Origin of the sequence: Ningiella ruwaisensis (genome assembly GCF_004798935.1) — a bacterium.
Lineage (GTDB): Bacteria > Pseudomonadota > Gammaproteobacteria > Enterobacterales > Alteromonadaceae > Glaciecola > Glaciecola ruwaisensis.
The window spans coordinates 106859-122323 of the sequence record NZ_RAHT01000001.1 but is presented as its reverse complement, the minus strand read 5'-3'; the positions used below and the strand labels follow the sequence as shown (position 1 = coordinate 122323).

The window sequence follows — 15465 nt, the reverse complement described above, 5'->3', positions numbered from 1 at the left end:
TTACGCATCTTATGATTGGGAGATTAGGTTGAGCGCAAGTCTATCACAAGCAAAAAGCAAGACTAAGCCATTAAATCAAACCAAGTCTTTATCCGAACAGGGTAAATTCAAGCAATCACATCACCTTGTTTTTGGAGCCGGCTTAATTGGGTGCTATTTAGGCGGTGCGCTCATTCGTGCTCAGCAACATGTGAGTTTACTGGGGCGCCCACGTTTTTTAGAGCAATTAGAAAAGCAGTATGTTTTAAGCGACTACAAAGGCAGACGGTTTAATGTACAGCCTTCACCAAGGCTGGTTACAAACAGTGAATTTAGTCAGGTTGAGCAAATAGATGTGCTCTGGTTAACCGTAAAATGCACGATGCTACAGGACGCCATTACTGATTTACAAACGCATAGCTTAGGCCCTAAAACGCTGATCATATGTTGTCAAAATGGTGTGGGCACTCACGAAATAATCAAAAAGGCCTTCCCTCACAATAAAGTCATACGGGCAATGGTGCCTTTTAACGTTGTTAATGATGAACCGGGCTGCTTTCACAGAGGATCTCAAGGGCGTATGGTCCTTGAAGTCACGCCTGAATTGGAAAGCTTTACCAAATGGTTGGCGAGTCAATTAAACAGCGATATTTTGCCTGTTAACATCAGCTATGACATGACAGCTCTGCAATGGGCCAAGCTACAATTGAACCTTAGCAATGCCGTTAACGCCTTGGCTGATATCCCCGTCAAGCAAATGCTTGAGACGCCTGTTTATCGAAAGTTTATCGCACGTTTAATGCAGGAATTACTCTTAGTAACTGAAAAACAAAAAATAAAACTACCGAAAATCGCAAATCTGCCGAATAAATGGATACCTAAAGTATTAAAATTGCCCAATGTACCTTTTAAAGTGCTTGCGCAAAAAATGCTCGCTATTGATCCAGCAGTTAAATTATCAATGTGGTGGGATTTGCAAAACAACAAACCTACTGAAGTTGATTATATCAATGGCAAGGTGGTCAGTCAGGCGCAAAAGCTGGATATCAGTGCGCCGGCCAATCAATGGATAGTATCTTTAATCCATGAGGCACAATCGGGTAAACGATTGTCTGCAAATGCGTTTAAAGATGCGGTGATGCAGTTTGAAAAAGAGCAGGACACATGATTAATAGACTAAGAGCGGTAGATGAAAATTTCAGTAGGCCAACTATGAATGCGATTGAGTACTCACAAAAAGCAGCAGAACTATTTTCGATACCTGAAACAGCCTCGCAAGTCAAGCGGATGGCAGATTCCGGTAAAGCGAGCGTGGATGATATTGCGAAAGTTGTGATGCTGGATCCTGGGCTTTCTGCACAAATACTAAAATTAGCCAATAGCTCTATTTACCGGTTTTCAAGAAAAATAGAAACGGTCGAGCGTGCTATACAGGTAATTGGCGTGCGTGCAGTCTACGATTACGCTCTCGTTTTCAGCGTGTCTAACATACTGGGGCAAGAGCAAAGCAAATATATTGACCCCGATAAATTTTGGCAACAAGCGCTTTTTGCTGCATTTATGGGCAAACATATCGCAAAGCTATGCGGTGAGCGAGATGTGCACAGAGTGATTACGAGCGGTTTATTGCACAATGTGGGAGAACTGGCAGTATTGCGCATCAATCCTACGATGGTAAGAGACTGCAATCGTTTTGGTCGTTCTGTTAAACCAAAACAAAGCCAAACAGACATGCTTGGTTTCAGTTACGCTGAAATCTCAGCGTCTTTGCTACAGCGCTGGCTACTTCCCGATTCAATTGTATCCACCATTGCTATGCAACATCACGATGATGTGCCCTCAGTTACCGTTGAAACGCAAATTATGCAACTGTCGTATGAACTTGCTCTAACGCTGACTTATCCTGAGTATTACAACATAACCGAGCATGTGCCTAGCTTTTTATATATGAGCCTCGATATAAGTGCAGAACAAATCGCTGATGCCTTCGATGAAGTTAGAGAGCAGGTGAGCGATACACTAAAACTCTTTAACAAAGACGTTAGCCGAGCGGCTTAACTTCATACCTCTCAGTCAAATACGGCGATAGTTTGCCTTGAAAGCGCAATAACTTCGCCGTATGCATCCCACACCGTTGCCTCGGTGTGTCCGTAACCATCGGCGGCTTGCCTCGTTTCTTCCTTATACGCAAACCAGTCACCGGGGGACAGTGAACGATGTGGATAAATAAATTCCAGGTTCCAACTGATGGTGCTTGCAGGAGCAGGCCAGCGCAGCTGCTGTATCAAGGTGGGTGGCCATGTATCAATCATGGCAATAATATGGGCTTCGGTAATTGACTGCGGTGGCTTTTTAAAGCGCATCCAGCCGTGATAATGACTGCTTTTTTTGCCTGTAAATGGCAAAGCACCCGAGTGAATGCTCAAATCAAAGTGCTTTAAAAATTTGGGCGTAACTTTAGGAATTTGCGGAATAAATTTTGGCTTGTCCGGCTTAGGCATATCGTGAACGTCTGTGTTTTCTTTACCCGTTTTTGACTGTCTGGCTTTAGCAAAACAAGCCTGAACAACCACACAATATTTGCCATTTTGAACAGCCCTTGCTTGCAGTTGAGAAACATTCGACCCGACTCTGACTTCTTCAACCGTAATGTTAAATGGCGCATCAAATACTAAAGGGCCTACAAAATTGGTGCTTAGACTCCTTATTTTGCGTTCATCATCAACGTAGGACTTTGCAGCCACATACAGCATCGCGGTAGAGATACCGCCATAAACCGTTCGTCCCTGAGACCAGTCTTTTGGTACGACGAATTCACGCATCGGCGATGATTTATGCTGCGTTGCATGTGATAGAAGCTCGTCAATAGTCATTATTTTCCTTTAATGTTCCATGTTTGCTAACGCAAGATGTAAGTGGTCGGAGTTGTAAATATTACAAGGATACGACGATAAAGTAAAAGCGGATTAAATACAGCGAAACATAGCAAATAGAGCGCTTGATCAACTAATGGAGAACTATAAGCTCCTGCTATATTTACAAATAATTCACAAAAATTAACACTTAATTAAACAAATTGCGTATCTTAGTAGGCAGAACTGCACGAACAAGTCGGTGCAGAGCAGGAGAGCAAGCATGTCTGAGCCGAAGCCAGCGCAAACTATAACAACAAACGCTGAACAACCGTCTAATGCATACCGTAATTATGTGTTATTTATACTGACCCTAGTTTATGCCTTTAACTTTATTGACAGACAGATCATTGGCATTTTATCCCCATTTATCAAAGCAGACCTTGGTTTGGATGATGCGCAGCTTGGCTGGTTGAAAGGCTTTGCTTTTGCGCTTCTGTATACAGTGGTGGGTATCCCTATCGCCTGGCTGGCTGACAGATACAATCGGGTGAATATCGTCTCCATTAGCTTAACCGTTTGGAGTGGTTTTACCGCGATTTCAGGCTTTGCCAGCAACTTCACACAACTGGCGATTGCGCGTGTAGGTGTAGGGATTGGGGAAGCCGGGGGCAGTCCACCTTCGCACTCAATGATTTCAGATTTATACAACCCCAGTGAACGCGCCAAAGCGCTGGGAATTTATTCTTTGGGTATTCCCTTTGGTATTATGGCGGCGTATTTTGCATCTGCTTTTTTCTTACAGGGTGGCAGCACAGACTGGCGCACTGTCATGATTGCGGTTGGTTTGCCCGGCGTCGCCCTTGCAATTCTAATGAAACTGACGATCAAAGAGCCGCAGCGTACAGCAGTTAAGTCAGGTCCCGCGCAAATGAGATTAAAAACAGCCGTAAGCACGCTGCTTAGGATCCCAACTTGGTGGGGCATGTGTTTAGGGATTTCGTTTGGTTCTTTTGGTAATTATGCGATTGCTACCTGGATTATTGATTTTTATGTGCGTATCCATCCTGATATGCCCGTGCAGACGCTATTGATAAGTTTTGGAATTATTAACGGTACCGCCTACGCGCTAGGGGTGTGGTTAGGCGGCGTTATTGCAGATAGTTGGGGCAAGCGCGACCGACGCGCATATGCATGGCTTCCTACAGGTGCAATGATTATTGGTGTGCCTTGCTTTGTTTTATCGCTTTATGTCGCCAGCCCTTGGGTATCTTTAGGCTTACTTACCGTGTTACTTTTCACCTCTGGTATGTATTTAGGTCCTTGCTTTGCTATTGCCCAAACTCTTGCGCCTGTCAACGCTCGCGCGATGTCTACAGCACTTTTCTTTTTTGTTTTAAACATCATTGCGCTTGGCGGCGGCCCGACTTTAGTTGGTATCGTCAGTAATGCCTACACCGAGACGATGGGGTCGGGCGAGGCCTTGCGTTATTCAATGACCTTGCTGATTGTTCCATACGTCCTTTCCATACTGACATTCTTTTGGGCGTCTATCACCATCAAAAAGGATTGGGCAGTGGCAGAAAAAGCACAGGCAGCATAGGGCGTTTGCCTTTTGCTGCCTGCAATCAGTGCTACTTTATCACTTTTGTTGAGTGTGTTGATGATGTGTTAGTAAAGTAGCGACTGAATAAAATTACGCGGCTGATGTTGTGCCTGGCGCTTAAGTATTTCACGCTCTTGCTCATTGGCAAAATGGCGGTCCCAATGCTCCAGTTTAGGCTGCATGAGTTTAAACCAGAGCGGCGGGATGAGCGCGATACCAATGGTGGAGATGTAACCGCTAATCATCACAGGTGCATCTTCCATTGGTTTTAGCTTTTCAAATGAAACGGCACCTTGCGCATGATGGTGACTGTGCCTTGGAAGATTGAACATCGCCCAGCAGCTTATTTTACGGTTAGAGTTCCATGAATGTTTCGGCTTAACGGGTTGCTTAGGATCGCGAACCAGTCCGTAATGCTCCATATAATTTACAATCTCTAGAATAATTTTCGCGCTTATCCCGATTGCAGTAAAAAATACGACTCCCTGCCAAGATGCGAGGATGAAAGCGATAACAAGTGCTGTAAGTGTCATCAGCCAGCCTCGTAAATATTGATTATGAAAGCTCAGAGGTGAGTGATGATTTCTTGCAAGCCGCTTTTTCTCAATTTTCCAGGCAGAAAGATTAGTTCCGACAATGGCTCGTGCTACATGAGAATAAACATTACGACCGCGGGGTGCGGTAACAGGATCTTCTTCAGTTGCTACTTTTGCATGGTGGTGATAAACATGCTCTATAGAAAAGTTCGCGTCAAAACTTAAAGACATCAGCCAGCGCCCCAAACACACCGCTACTTTACTTCGTAAACGATGCACCAGTTCATGTCCGACGACGGTTGCCGCGCCACTTAGTAAAAAACCAGTGAATACAACGGCAATGACCAACTGCCACCAACTTGTTTGGGCTTTAGCTTCAACAAAATCATAGCCCACTGTACTTGAAAGGCTCTCCATAAAGGGCCATGAATAGGGAGTTACCAGCCACATACAAATAAGTAAAAGCGCTATTGAAATCGGTAGCGCGCTATACAGTAAAGCGTTTAGCAAGCTTGTATTTGCTAAGTCAGGTTCAGAAAGATCATCACCCAAAAATGCATCACCTAACACGTAAATGCCTATAAAGAGTAAAAAACCTAACCAAATAAAGTCTCCAGCAAACAACAAACATACCCCACCGATTAAAATCGTGACGTAGTAGTGAAAAAACTTTAAATAGTGAAACATAACAACAACTCCTCGTTTGATTGATAACAGGATGCCCGCAAACAAACAAGTGGGTGAGAGCAGAAAATGACATTTAGGGGTCATTTGTTGCCAAATATGAAAAAATAGCATAGGGTAAATTGAGAGTGAGCATGAAGTCTGCAAAGTTAGGGGAATACAAAAGCAACTACTAACTCATTATCTGGATATAAATTCTGTAGTTAAAACAGTGAGGTAGGGCCTAAGAATGTCGGTGAATAAATTACCGGTTTTTTATTTTGGACATTTGTTTTCAGTGCTAAATGATCATGCTGTTCCGCTTGACAGGTGGCTCATTACTCACGGCTTAAACAAAGATGACTTGTTAAAACCCGGGGCGAACATAAGCACTGAACAATTTGATCTATTAATGCAAGGCGTACTTCAAAAAGCAGAGTTACAACATCTTGGGATCCTCGTCGGACAACGTCTCCATATTGCTCATCATGGCGCTTTCGGCTTGGGTATACTTAATGCTGAAAGCATTCGGCAAATTATCAATTTTGTTAAAAAGTACCTAATCACTCGCATTCCCTTTATTGAAATTGCGGCGTACGAAGAAAATAATGAAATCGTGATCCTTGCTAATGATGCGCACTGGCAGGGTAAACTGCACCGATTTATGATTGAAGCGGTCAGTCTTGCTATGCTGAATTTGTTTATGGCGTTAAAGCAGCGGCATCCTGATATACAGATAAACCGCTTATTTTTCGACTTTGATAAACCGCATTATCACAGTAAATACCAAATATTCTCTCCTGCAAATATTGAATTTAATCATGGCTTTTGCGGTTTGGCCTTTGACCTGAAGTGGCTTGACTATCGCTTAAATGATGTTGATCCAATGAGCTTTGCGCAAGCTGAGCAATTATGCGAAATCGAAAGGCAAAAGCTTACTGAACAAATGAGTTTGGCTGGCCAAATTCGGCAATGGATGATGGAAAATGAAGGTGAGTATCCCAATTTGCAGTCAGTCGCTAATGCAGTAAATATGAGCACGCGTACTTTGCACAGGGAATTGACAAAAGAAGGTAGTACCTTCAAAGAAGTGGTAGAGCAGTTTCAGGCTAAAAAGGCACGAGAGTATTTATTGGCATATCGCTATCCTGTTAGTAAAGTCGCTTCGTTGCTTGGTTACTCAGACACCGCAAATTTCAGGCGCGCATTTAAGCGTTGGTATAACGCTGCGCCGTCTGATTATTTGAAGATGCATGATAAGTGAAAGCTATATTTCGAATTTCGCAGATTTTGTTCACTATTTATTGCATTTAGGATTAATTAGGCGCTTTTAATGACTTTTACATAATAATTGTAAATAGTATTTTTAATTAATTTTCGATTAAATTAACCTTAATTAGCTCCAATTAAAAGCAAAGTTACAAAAAGTTTAAATTTAGGAATTTATGAACAATAAAAAGCAAATGGCGCATTTTGCGCATGCAAATGGTTTTCCTTCTGGCTCATATCGGGCGCTTTTCGATACGATTGCACCCACACTGGACGTTTTTGCATTGGATAAGTTTGCACATAATCCTAAATTTCCTTTGAATGATAATTGGCAGAACCAGGTGGAAGAGCTAATTGACTTTGTGAGTCAACACACCAAGAGGCATCAGCAGGTGCTTGCTATTGGGCATTCCTTTGGTGGCGTTATTTCTTATATTGCATGTTGTCAGCAGCCTAAGCTTTTTAACGGTCTTATTATGATCGATCCTCCGTTGATTACTGGCTTTGCCCGCTTCATCTTTAAGTTTGCAAAAAGCAATCCCTTGATTGATCGAATCACACCAGCCCGCAAAACCAAAGTGCGTAAAGAGCGCTGGCATAAAAACGAAGACCTTGTATCGTATTTTAAGCAGCGCGCCTTGTTTAAAAATATGGAAGAGCGCTGTATAAAAGATTACGTGACAAGCGTTACCCGTCTTCACCAAGACGAACAGAAGTTGTTATTCGACAGAGACATTGAGGCGAACATCTTTAGAACCATTCCGCATAATCTGCCTGAATATTACGGAAAATTGCAGTGTCCGGCAGCGCTTATCACTGCACGTTTTACTGATGTGTGCATTCCGCGTTTAAGAAATCCTTTTTTAAAAGGCAATCCGAGTGTTCAACACATTGAGCTAAACGCTGGCGGACATATGGTACCGCTTGAACATCCTGAGTTACTCGGACACCGCATCAATGAGTTGATAAATGCATGGTATTAGTTACCTCAGTTGTAGATAAGCGATATTTGGTGCTGTCGCTTATCTGGAACGAGCTTAATATGAATTACAAGGCTTGTAGCATTTCACGTGTTACGAGTACGACACCACCAGGTGAAACTCTAAAACCGCGGGCTCTATCTTCATCGTGATTAACACCAATTTTCATGTTGTCAGGGATTTGGCAGCCGCGATCTAAAATGGCTTTTTTAATGTGGCATCGCTGGCCTACTTCTACTCCCGGCAATGCAACCGTTTCTTCCATGACGCTATAGGATTTCACACGCACATTTGAAAAGCAGATTGTACGCCTTAAGGTCGCACCGGAGATGATACAACCACCTGACACCACTGAATTGAGTGCCTCTCCACGACGATCGTCTTGTTCCCAAACAAATTTAGCAGGCGGAAGCTGTTCCTGATACGTCCAGATGGGCCAGTTTTTATCATAAAGATTGAGCTCGGGAATCGGCGCAACAAGTTCCATGTTGGCATCCCAATAGCTATCAAGCGTACCTACATCTCGCCAGTACGCATCGTTTTTGGCACTTGCTCTAAAATCGAAAGCAAAGACCTTGTAGTTGTCAATGATGCTAGGAATGATGTCTTTACCAAAATCGTGGTCAGAGTCTTCGTTTTGACTGTCTTTTTCCAGTTGTTCAAATAAAAACTCAGTATCAAACACATAATTACCCATCGATGCCAGGCAGTAGTCTGGCTCACTTTTTAAAGGGGTAGGGTTTTCAGGCTTTTCTTTAAAGTCAGTCACCTGATTATTGTCGTCCACTGAAATGACACCAAAGGCATTACGCGCCTGTTCAATAGGAACAGAAATACAGCTCACCGTCATTTGGGCGCCAGATTCAACGTGCTTTGCCAGCATGGGCCCGTAGTCCATCTGATAAATATGATCGCCCGATAAAATCATGACATATTTTGGCAATTCGTCACGAATAATATCGATATTCTGGTAAACGGCGTCGGCTGTGCCTTGATACCAGTCCTCAGAAAAGCGCTGAGAAGCAGGCAAGACCTCTATAGATTCGCCTAGCTCTTTTTTAAAATGTCCCCAACCGCGCACAAGGTGACGTATTAACGAGTGCGATTTGTATTGAGTTAGGACACCGACATTTCGAATGCCGGAATTGATGCAATTTGAAAGGGGAAAATCGATAATACGAAATTTACCGCCAAAATAAAGAGCAGGCTTGGCTCGCCAGTTTGTCAGTTCATAAAGCCGTGAGCCTCTTCCACCTGCAAGAACTAATGCATAAGTATCGCGCGTAAGATTACTGATGTAGCGATTATTGATTCCTGACATTACTGTTCCCTTGTTTTGACTGTTTTGACTGTTTTGCTGTTGTTTTTTATAAAATAACTTAAGTGCATTACCGACTGCTAGAAGTCTTTTTTACAACTTATTTACATAGTAGTGTAAGCCCGTCATGGCTTCAACATTTAACAAATATATTTCGCCTTTTGATTTTAAGGCTGTTTCAATCTGCTTCTATGCTTACAGTACGGCGTCGTTCTACAGCGGGCGTGTGATCAACCGCTTCATGCCAAAGTTTAAAAAATGCCTGCGTGATCTTTTGTCTGAGCGGAATACTTTCTTCTACCGGGCAAAAAATATCGACAGCGATACAGATTTTGGCAAACTGATTGGTATCTACAGAAAAGTGCGGTTCAATGGGAATAAATTCTACATCTAATCGCTTTTCAATCACGCCTTTGTAGCGCTCTGCAACGTCCACAAAATCCTCGCAAAAAACCTTTGCCTGTTCTCTTAATTTATCAACAACTGGAAAAACGTCAATGGTGGGTTCACAAGTAATGGTAAAACTACTTAGGGTGTAGCGCCGCAAAAAATTGAGGTTTCGAACCGGCTTTAGTAAGATTTGATGATTGGGAATGAAGAGGTGCTTGCCCGTGTAGGAGTTGCTGTGCAGGTCAACTTCCAGCATCGTTATTTTTGTCCAGTCAGCCGCAATCACTTCGCCTACACCTTCATTAATTTGTATCCAGTCGCCGATCCTGAAAGGACGTGAACTTATATAGTAAAAGTAACCTAAAAAGCACTGGAGATATTCTCTTGTAGCAAAAACAATGGCTACCATAAAGGCTGCAATTGAAAAGGTAAAAGCCTGAATTTCATTCGCCCAAAATACAATCAGGATGAAGACCAAGGAAATATTCAGGGTATTTCGCATGGTATTTACTTTTGAGCGATACCCCTGCTTTTTACGCTTACTGTGATTAATGATAGCGCGCCCTAAAAATGATTTAATCAAGGCTACGCCAATGATCAGGCCAATGCTGATGATGGCTTTCTGCATGGTGGGGTCTGACATATACTCGTCAAAAATCCACATATCGATCCTTTTTTCCTGTGTGCCGTTTCAAAGATAGTGTTATCTTCAAAGTCAGTATTTTTGAAATCTTTGTTAGATAAGCATCTGTTGTAAAAAAGAATCTTATCGCGAAACGCCAAGGTTTTATACAAAAAGAAAGTAAATAATAATATGAAAAAAAGCACACGAATTGGGCTAATTTTGGTCGGTAACAAACTCAGTGATTTGTTACTTTCAGCTAAAACAACGCTTCCTACTTTGATGACGGGAGCAGGGGCACCTGCCTGGATGGCGCAATTGCTCGTGCCTATTCGAGAGTCTGGCGCTCTCTTACCGCAAATGGCCTTTGCGTATTTTTTAAGAAATCAGTCTCGTCGCGATTTGGCCTGGCAACTGAGTATGCTCTTGCAGTTTATTTCAGGTGTGCTGATGATTGCATTTGGTTTGAGCTTGGAAGGTAAAACAGCAGGTTATGCAATCCTTGCATCGCTCACTGTTATGGCCTTGGCAAGAGCGCTATCTTCTTTAACAACAAAAGATATTCAAGGCAAGCATATTGGAAAAGGGGATAGAGGAAAGTTGCTTGGTAGCGCTTCAACCTTTTCAAGCTTAATTAGCGTCACCGTCGCGATTTTAGCGTTGCTAGGTTCAGATAAGTTATCCTCCAACCAGTTGATTGTGATTGCGACTATTGCACTTAGTGCCAAACTGGTCTGCATGTATTTAATGCGACCATTAAAAACCTGTGTGGATACACAAGCGCGAGCGGTTGAGTCGGGTTTGTATTTTGACAAAGCCCTGGCAAAATTTGTGGTAGTACGCTCGCTTTTTGCGCACACCGCCTTGCTCGCTCCCTTATTTGTGCTGACCTATCAAGGAGATTTGGTCAATATTCTCGCGTATCTCATTATTGCGCAGGCCGTTGCAAATTTTTTGTCGGCTTACATTTGGGGATGGTTGTCAGATAAAAGCGCGCTTTGGTGTATGCGTTTAGGCGCTATCATTGCCATTATTGCATCTTTGGTCTTACTCATTTTGCCAAATACTACGCCCGCCCTTCGTGAAAACATCTACTTTGTAGTAGGTTTGTTTTTTGTGCTTGGAATAGGGCACCAAGGGGTGAGAACCGGCAGAAAGATTTACGGAGTAGATATTGCCGACGAGCAACACAGAACAGAATTTATCGCTACATCCAATACCTTGGTGGGTGTAGCGATTTTGGTCTTGGGCGTTTCTTATTCAATTGTGAACGCTTTCTCCCGAGACTTAAGCTTGACCCTTATGATTGCAGGTTTAAGTCTTGGCGCAATCGGCAGTCTGTTCTTAAAAAATGAAAAATAAAAAAGCTCAATGTCTTTAAGCTTTAAGTGCTTTGCCGACTTTCGAGCCATTGGCGCGATCTAATCTAACGCTGATGTCATGACCGACATTAATGAGTTTGTTTAAATCTATGCCGGTTTCGATATGCATGTTGCTAAGCATATAAACTAAATCTTCGCTGGCTAAATTCCCCGAAGCGCCTTGCGCATAAGGACAGCCTCCTAAGCCGGCTACAGACGAATCAAAGCACTGCACACCGTTTTGTAAACCAATTAGCACGTTCGCTAGTGCCTGCCCATAGGTGTCGTGCATATGCATGGCAAGTTTCTCAACAGGCAACTGGCTAATGAGTAAATTAAGGAGTTTCTGCGTTTTAAGTGGCGTTCCTACCCCAATGGTGTCACCTAAAGACACTTCATAACAACCCAGGTCTAGGAGGGTTTTACTGATATCCAGCACCGCTTCTGCGTCAATTTCGCCTTCGTAGGGACAGCCTAAAATACAGGATACATATGCCCTGACCGGAATCCCTTTAGAGGTAGCAGCTTGTATAAGTGGAATGAATCTGTCTATGCTTTCGGCAATGCTACAGTTGATATTCTTTTGCGAAAAACTCTCCGAAGCTGCGCCAAAAACGGCTACTTCGTCAGCATCTGCGCTTATTGCATCTTCAAAGCCTCTTGAGTTTGGTGTTAACGCTGAATAGACGACACCGGTTTTGCGTTTTATTTTTGTTAGTACCTCATGAGAGTTTGCCATTTGAGGGACCCACTTAGGCGAAACGAAACTCCCGGCTTCAATGCGCCTGAGCCCGGTATCTGAAAGCGCATCAATTAATTTCACTTTATCGCTAACGCTTAAAGGGGTTTTCTCGTTTTGCAAGCCATCGCGAGGACCAACCTCTACAATGCTCACCTTTGAAGGGACATCCAGTTTAAAACTCATATCGCCAATCTCATCATTTTTATTCCTTCTTATTCGTCGGCTTCAACGATTAAAAGCGTGGCGCCGCCGTCTACTCGCTCACCCGCCTGGAAAAAGCATTCGCCTACTGTTCCATCGAAAGGCGCTTTAAGACTATGTTCCATCTTCATTGCTTCAACAATGGCAATCGCATCACCTTTACTGACTTTATCCCCTGATTTGACAAGTATATCCACTACTGTGCCGTTCATTGGGGCAGCTATTTCTCCGGCCCCGTGCGCTTCGCTATCTTCACCTAAATCCTTGTCAGGAATTTTCGCAATAAGGTGTTTATCACTTGTAAATAAATGCAGGCTTTGCCCTTTTCGGATGATATCCAGGTGATATTGTTTTAGGTCAACCTGAATGCGACATTTAAGATGTTGAAATGAATCGGTGGATTCAGATAGCTCAGGATTTGACAGTTCGCTAATGCGAACGCGCTGTTCACTTGAGTCTTCTGCGGCCTTTTCAGCTTGAGCATGTGCAAACGAAAAAACGCGTTGATTATGCCTTGATGCATTCTCATCGCTCAATAGGCACGAAAGTACATGAGTTTCACCTTCGAGTTCAATATGACAGGATGGTTCCAAACGATGATTTAAACGGAAGCCCGCAAATTTAGAAAAGGGCGTGTTGGCGCTTCTTGCCTGTGAAGTATTTTCATCGTTTTGTTCTGCGCGCTCGCAAACAAGAGAAGCGTAAGCCAACATTGAAAGTGATTCAAGATCAGACGCAAGCTCAGGTTTTTTCAAAGCATCCGCATGGCGTTCAACAAAATCGGTTGTCAGTTGGGCTTGCGTAAATGCATCACTCGAGGCGACGCGTAACAAATAGTCAATATTGCTGGTGACACCAACAATATGATAGTCATTCAACGCTTTTATTAACTTCAAAAGTGCCTGCTCACGATTTTCGCCATGGGCAATGAGTTTGGCAATCATTGGGTCGTAGTAAATTGACACTTCATCCTGACTGACCACGCCAGTGTCGACTCTTATGCCGTCTCCTTGAGGAATTTTTACATAATTTAATACGCCCGTTGCAGGCAAAAATTCATTGTCTGGGTCTTCAGCATAGATGCGCGCTTCAAACGCATGACCATTAAAGCTTAACTCATCCTGGGATTTGGGAAGCCTTTGATTATCAGCAACTTGTATTTGCCAGGCAACCAAATCCTCTGAGGTAATCATTTCAGTGACAGGATGCTCCACTTGCAAACGCGTATTCATTTCCATGAAATAAAAACGCCCGTCGCTATCAAGCAAGAATTCTACTGTACCCGCTCCGCTGTAGTTAATCGCCTTGGCGGCTTTTAATGCGGCTTCACCCATTTGCTTTCGCAAAGTGTCAAACATGCCGGGAGCGGGTGCTTCTTCAATAATTTTTTGATGGCGACGCTGCACGCTGCAGTCTCGCTCAAACAAATACACGCCATTTCCGTGATTATCACAAAACACCTGAATTTCAACATGACGCGGCTGGGTGAGATATTTTTCAATCAACATATGATTGTCGGAAAAGCTCGCCATCGCCTCTCGTTTTGCTGCCTCTAGCGCTGCTAAAAAGTCCTCGTCCTTATGCACTTGTCGCATGCCTTTTCCGCCGCCTCCTGCCGCGGCTTTTAGCAAAACCGGGTAAGACATTTTTCTGGCTTGCTCATGCAAAAAAGCAGGGGATTGCTCATCACCATGATAGCCAGGAACAAGCGGCACACCGGCTTTTTCCATGATGGCTTTTGCTGCCGATTTTGAGCCCATTGCCCGAATCGCTTCAGGCCCAGGCCCGATAAACGCAACTCCCTTTTCTTGACAGGCTTGAGAAAACGCTGCGTTTTCAGATAAAAAGCCGTAACCGGGATGAATCGCATCCACATTCAGACGCTTGGCATGCTCGAGTATTAAATCTCCTCGAAGATAACTTTCACTTGCCGCAGAGCCCCCTAAATAAACAGCCTCATCTGCCTGCTTTACATGCTGCGAATTTGCGTCTGCATCAGAGTAAACGGCAACCGTTGATATTCCGAGCGCTTTTGCGGTGCGAATAATGCGACATGCAATTTCCCCGCGATTAGCAATAAGGATTTTTTTAATCATTTTGAGTTATCCAGTTTGCTTTTCGCTTTTCCAGGAATGCATGCAAGCCTTCCTGTCCTTCGTCCGACACGCGTATATGGGCAATCGCTTCACTGGTTTTATCTAAAAGCGAATCATTGATGGGAAGTTCAGCCACTTCAAGCGCCAATGCTTTCGCTTTGGCGACTGCTACAGGTCCATTTTTAAGGATATCACCGATAATGATGTCAATGGTTTTATCCAAGTCTTCTTCACTTACGGTTTCGTTTAAAAGGCCCAAACGGCGGGCTCTTCTCGAGGATATGACTTCAGCCGTCATAAAAAGGCGTTTTGCTTCGCGCAGTCCTACGGCCTGGATCACATAAGGAGAAATTGTGGCCGGTATTAAACCAAGCTTGACCTCACTTAAACAAAACTTGCTTAGCTTTGACCCCACGGCAATATCGCAACAAGCAACCAAACCAACGGCGCCTCCAAAAGCCGCACCTTGCACTCGCGCAATGGTTGGTTTGTTAAGCGTGTACAGTTTGTTCAACATTAATGCGAGTTGCTGGGCGTCTTCTTTATTTTCTGAAAACGCATAATTAGCCATCTTTTGCATCCAGTTTAAGTCTGCGCCTGCACTAAATGATTTGCCCTTGGCCTGCAGTATCATCACCCGCACTTTGTCGTTACTGGAGACCTGGTCAAAAATATCGATTAGCGACTGTATGACATGTTCGTCAAAGGCATTATGGACTTCTGGTCGATTAAGCGTGACTCGCGCAATGCCCGAAGCATCAATTTCAAGTTCTACCTTTTGCATAATTTCTCTTCTTTATTCACGCTGGCCTAAAAGCCAACTGAGCAAATATTATCTTTCCTGCTTGAT

At 43.5% G+C, this 15465-nt stretch carries 13 protein-coding genes; 6 read left to right on the top strand and 7 right to left on the bottom strand.

The window, feature by feature from the left end; all coding sequences use genetic code 11:
- Positions 1-28: 28 nt before the first annotated feature.
- Positions 29-1147, top strand: a complete 1119-nt coding sequence (locus tag D6V41_RS00505) for a 2-dehydropantoate 2-reductase (RefSeq protein WP_168710917.1) — start codon at positions 29-31, stop codon at positions 1145-1147.
- On the top strand, positions 1144-2037 hold the full coding sequence (locus tag D6V41_RS00500; RefSeq protein WP_136249537.1) for an HDOD domain-containing protein: 894 nt from the start codon (positions 1144-1146) through the stop codon (positions 2035-2037). Before D6V41_RS00505 ends, D6V41_RS00500 begins: the two co-directional genes overlap by 4 nt.
- A gap of 11 nt (positions 2038-2048) precedes the next feature.
- Here the strand turns inward: D6V41_RS00500 and D6V41_RS00495 are convergent, their stop codons facing one another.
- The gene (locus tag D6V41_RS00495; RefSeq protein WP_136249536.1) at positions 2049-2852 is read right to left on the bottom strand and encodes an acyl-CoA thioesterase; all 804 of its coding nucleotides are present in this window, start codon (positions 2850-2852) and stop codon (positions 2049-2051) included.
- 262 nt (positions 2853-3114) lie between these two features.
- On the opposite strand from D6V41_RS00495, the gene D6V41_RS00490 reads away from it, so the two are divergent.
- Positions 3115-4434 (top strand): spinster family MFS transporter, encoded by a 1320-nt coding sequence (locus tag D6V41_RS00490; protein ID WP_136249535.1) that lies wholly within the window; start codon positions 3115-3117, stop codon positions 4432-4434.
- 68 nt (positions 4435-4502) lie between these two features.
- Here the strand turns inward: D6V41_RS00490 and D6V41_RS00485 are convergent, their stop codons facing one another.
- On the bottom strand, positions 4503-5660 hold the full coding sequence (locus D6V41_RS00485; RefSeq protein WP_136249534.1) for an alkane 1-monooxygenase: 1158 nt from the start codon (positions 5658-5660) through the stop codon (positions 4503-4505).
- Between the two features lie 226 nt (positions 5661-5886).
- On the opposite strand from D6V41_RS00485, the gene D6V41_RS00480 reads away from it, so the two are divergent.
- Both D6V41_RS00480 and D6V41_RS00475 read left to right on the top strand, forming a co-directional pair.
- Positions 5887-6900, top strand: coding sequence for a helix-turn-helix transcriptional regulator (locus D6V41_RS00480; protein WP_136249533.1), 1014 nt, complete (start codon positions 5887-5889; stop codon positions 6898-6900).
- A 181-nt stretch (positions 6901-7081) separates the two neighbouring features.
- Positions 7082-7888, top strand: coding sequence for an alpha/beta fold hydrolase (locus tag D6V41_RS00475; RefSeq protein WP_136249532.1), 807 nt, complete (start codon positions 7082-7084; stop codon positions 7886-7888).
- Positions 7889-7952: 64 nt separating this feature from the next.
- Here the strand turns inward: D6V41_RS00475 and glgC are convergent, their stop codons facing one another.
- Positions 7953-9206 carry a glucose-1-phosphate adenylyltransferase gene (gene glgC / locus D6V41_RS00470; RefSeq protein ID WP_136249531.1) on the bottom strand — a complete coding sequence of 418 codons (1254 nt, stop codon included), beginning with the start codon at positions 9204-9206 and terminating at the stop codon, positions 7953-7955.
- A gap of 175 nt (positions 9207-9381) precedes the next feature.
- Positions 9382-10257: a mechanosensitive ion channel family protein gene (locus tag D6V41_RS00465; RefSeq protein ID WP_136249530.1), complete on the bottom strand. Its 876-nt coding sequence runs from the start codon at positions 10255-10257 to the stop codon at positions 9382-9384.
- Between the two features lie 150 nt (positions 10258-10407).
- Here D6V41_RS00465 and D6V41_RS00460 point away from each other — a divergent pair, with 150 nt between their 5' ends.
- On the top strand, positions 10408-11577 hold the full coding sequence (locus D6V41_RS00460) for an MFS transporter (protein WP_136249529.1): 1170 nt from the start codon (positions 10408-10410) through the stop codon (positions 11575-11577).
- A 15-nt stretch (positions 11578-11592) separates the two neighbouring features.
- On the opposite strand, the gene D6V41_RS00455 is transcribed toward D6V41_RS00460, so the two are convergent.
- Genes D6V41_RS00455 through D6V41_RS00445 form a run of 3 tightly spaced genes read right to left on the bottom strand, consistent with a single transcriptional unit; the run spans position 11593 to position 15399 of the window.
- Positions 11593-12501, bottom strand: a complete 909-nt coding sequence (locus tag D6V41_RS00455) for a hydroxymethylglutaryl-CoA lyase (protein WP_136249528.1) — start codon at positions 12499-12501, stop codon at positions 11593-11595.
- Positions 12502-12530: 29 nt separating this feature from the next.
- Positions 12531-14615, bottom strand: coding sequence for an acetyl-CoA carboxylase biotin carboxylase subunit (locus D6V41_RS00450; RefSeq protein WP_136249527.1), 2085 nt, complete (start codon positions 14613-14615; stop codon positions 12531-12533).
- Positions 14608-15399 carry an enoyl-CoA hydratase/isomerase family protein gene (locus D6V41_RS00445; RefSeq protein ID WP_136249526.1) on the bottom strand — a complete coding sequence of 264 codons (792 nt, stop codon included), beginning with the start codon at positions 15397-15399 and terminating at the stop codon, positions 14608-14610. The genes D6V41_RS00450 and D6V41_RS00445 overlap by 8 nt, the downstream gene beginning before the upstream one ends.
- Positions 15400-15465 lie beyond the last annotated feature (66 nt).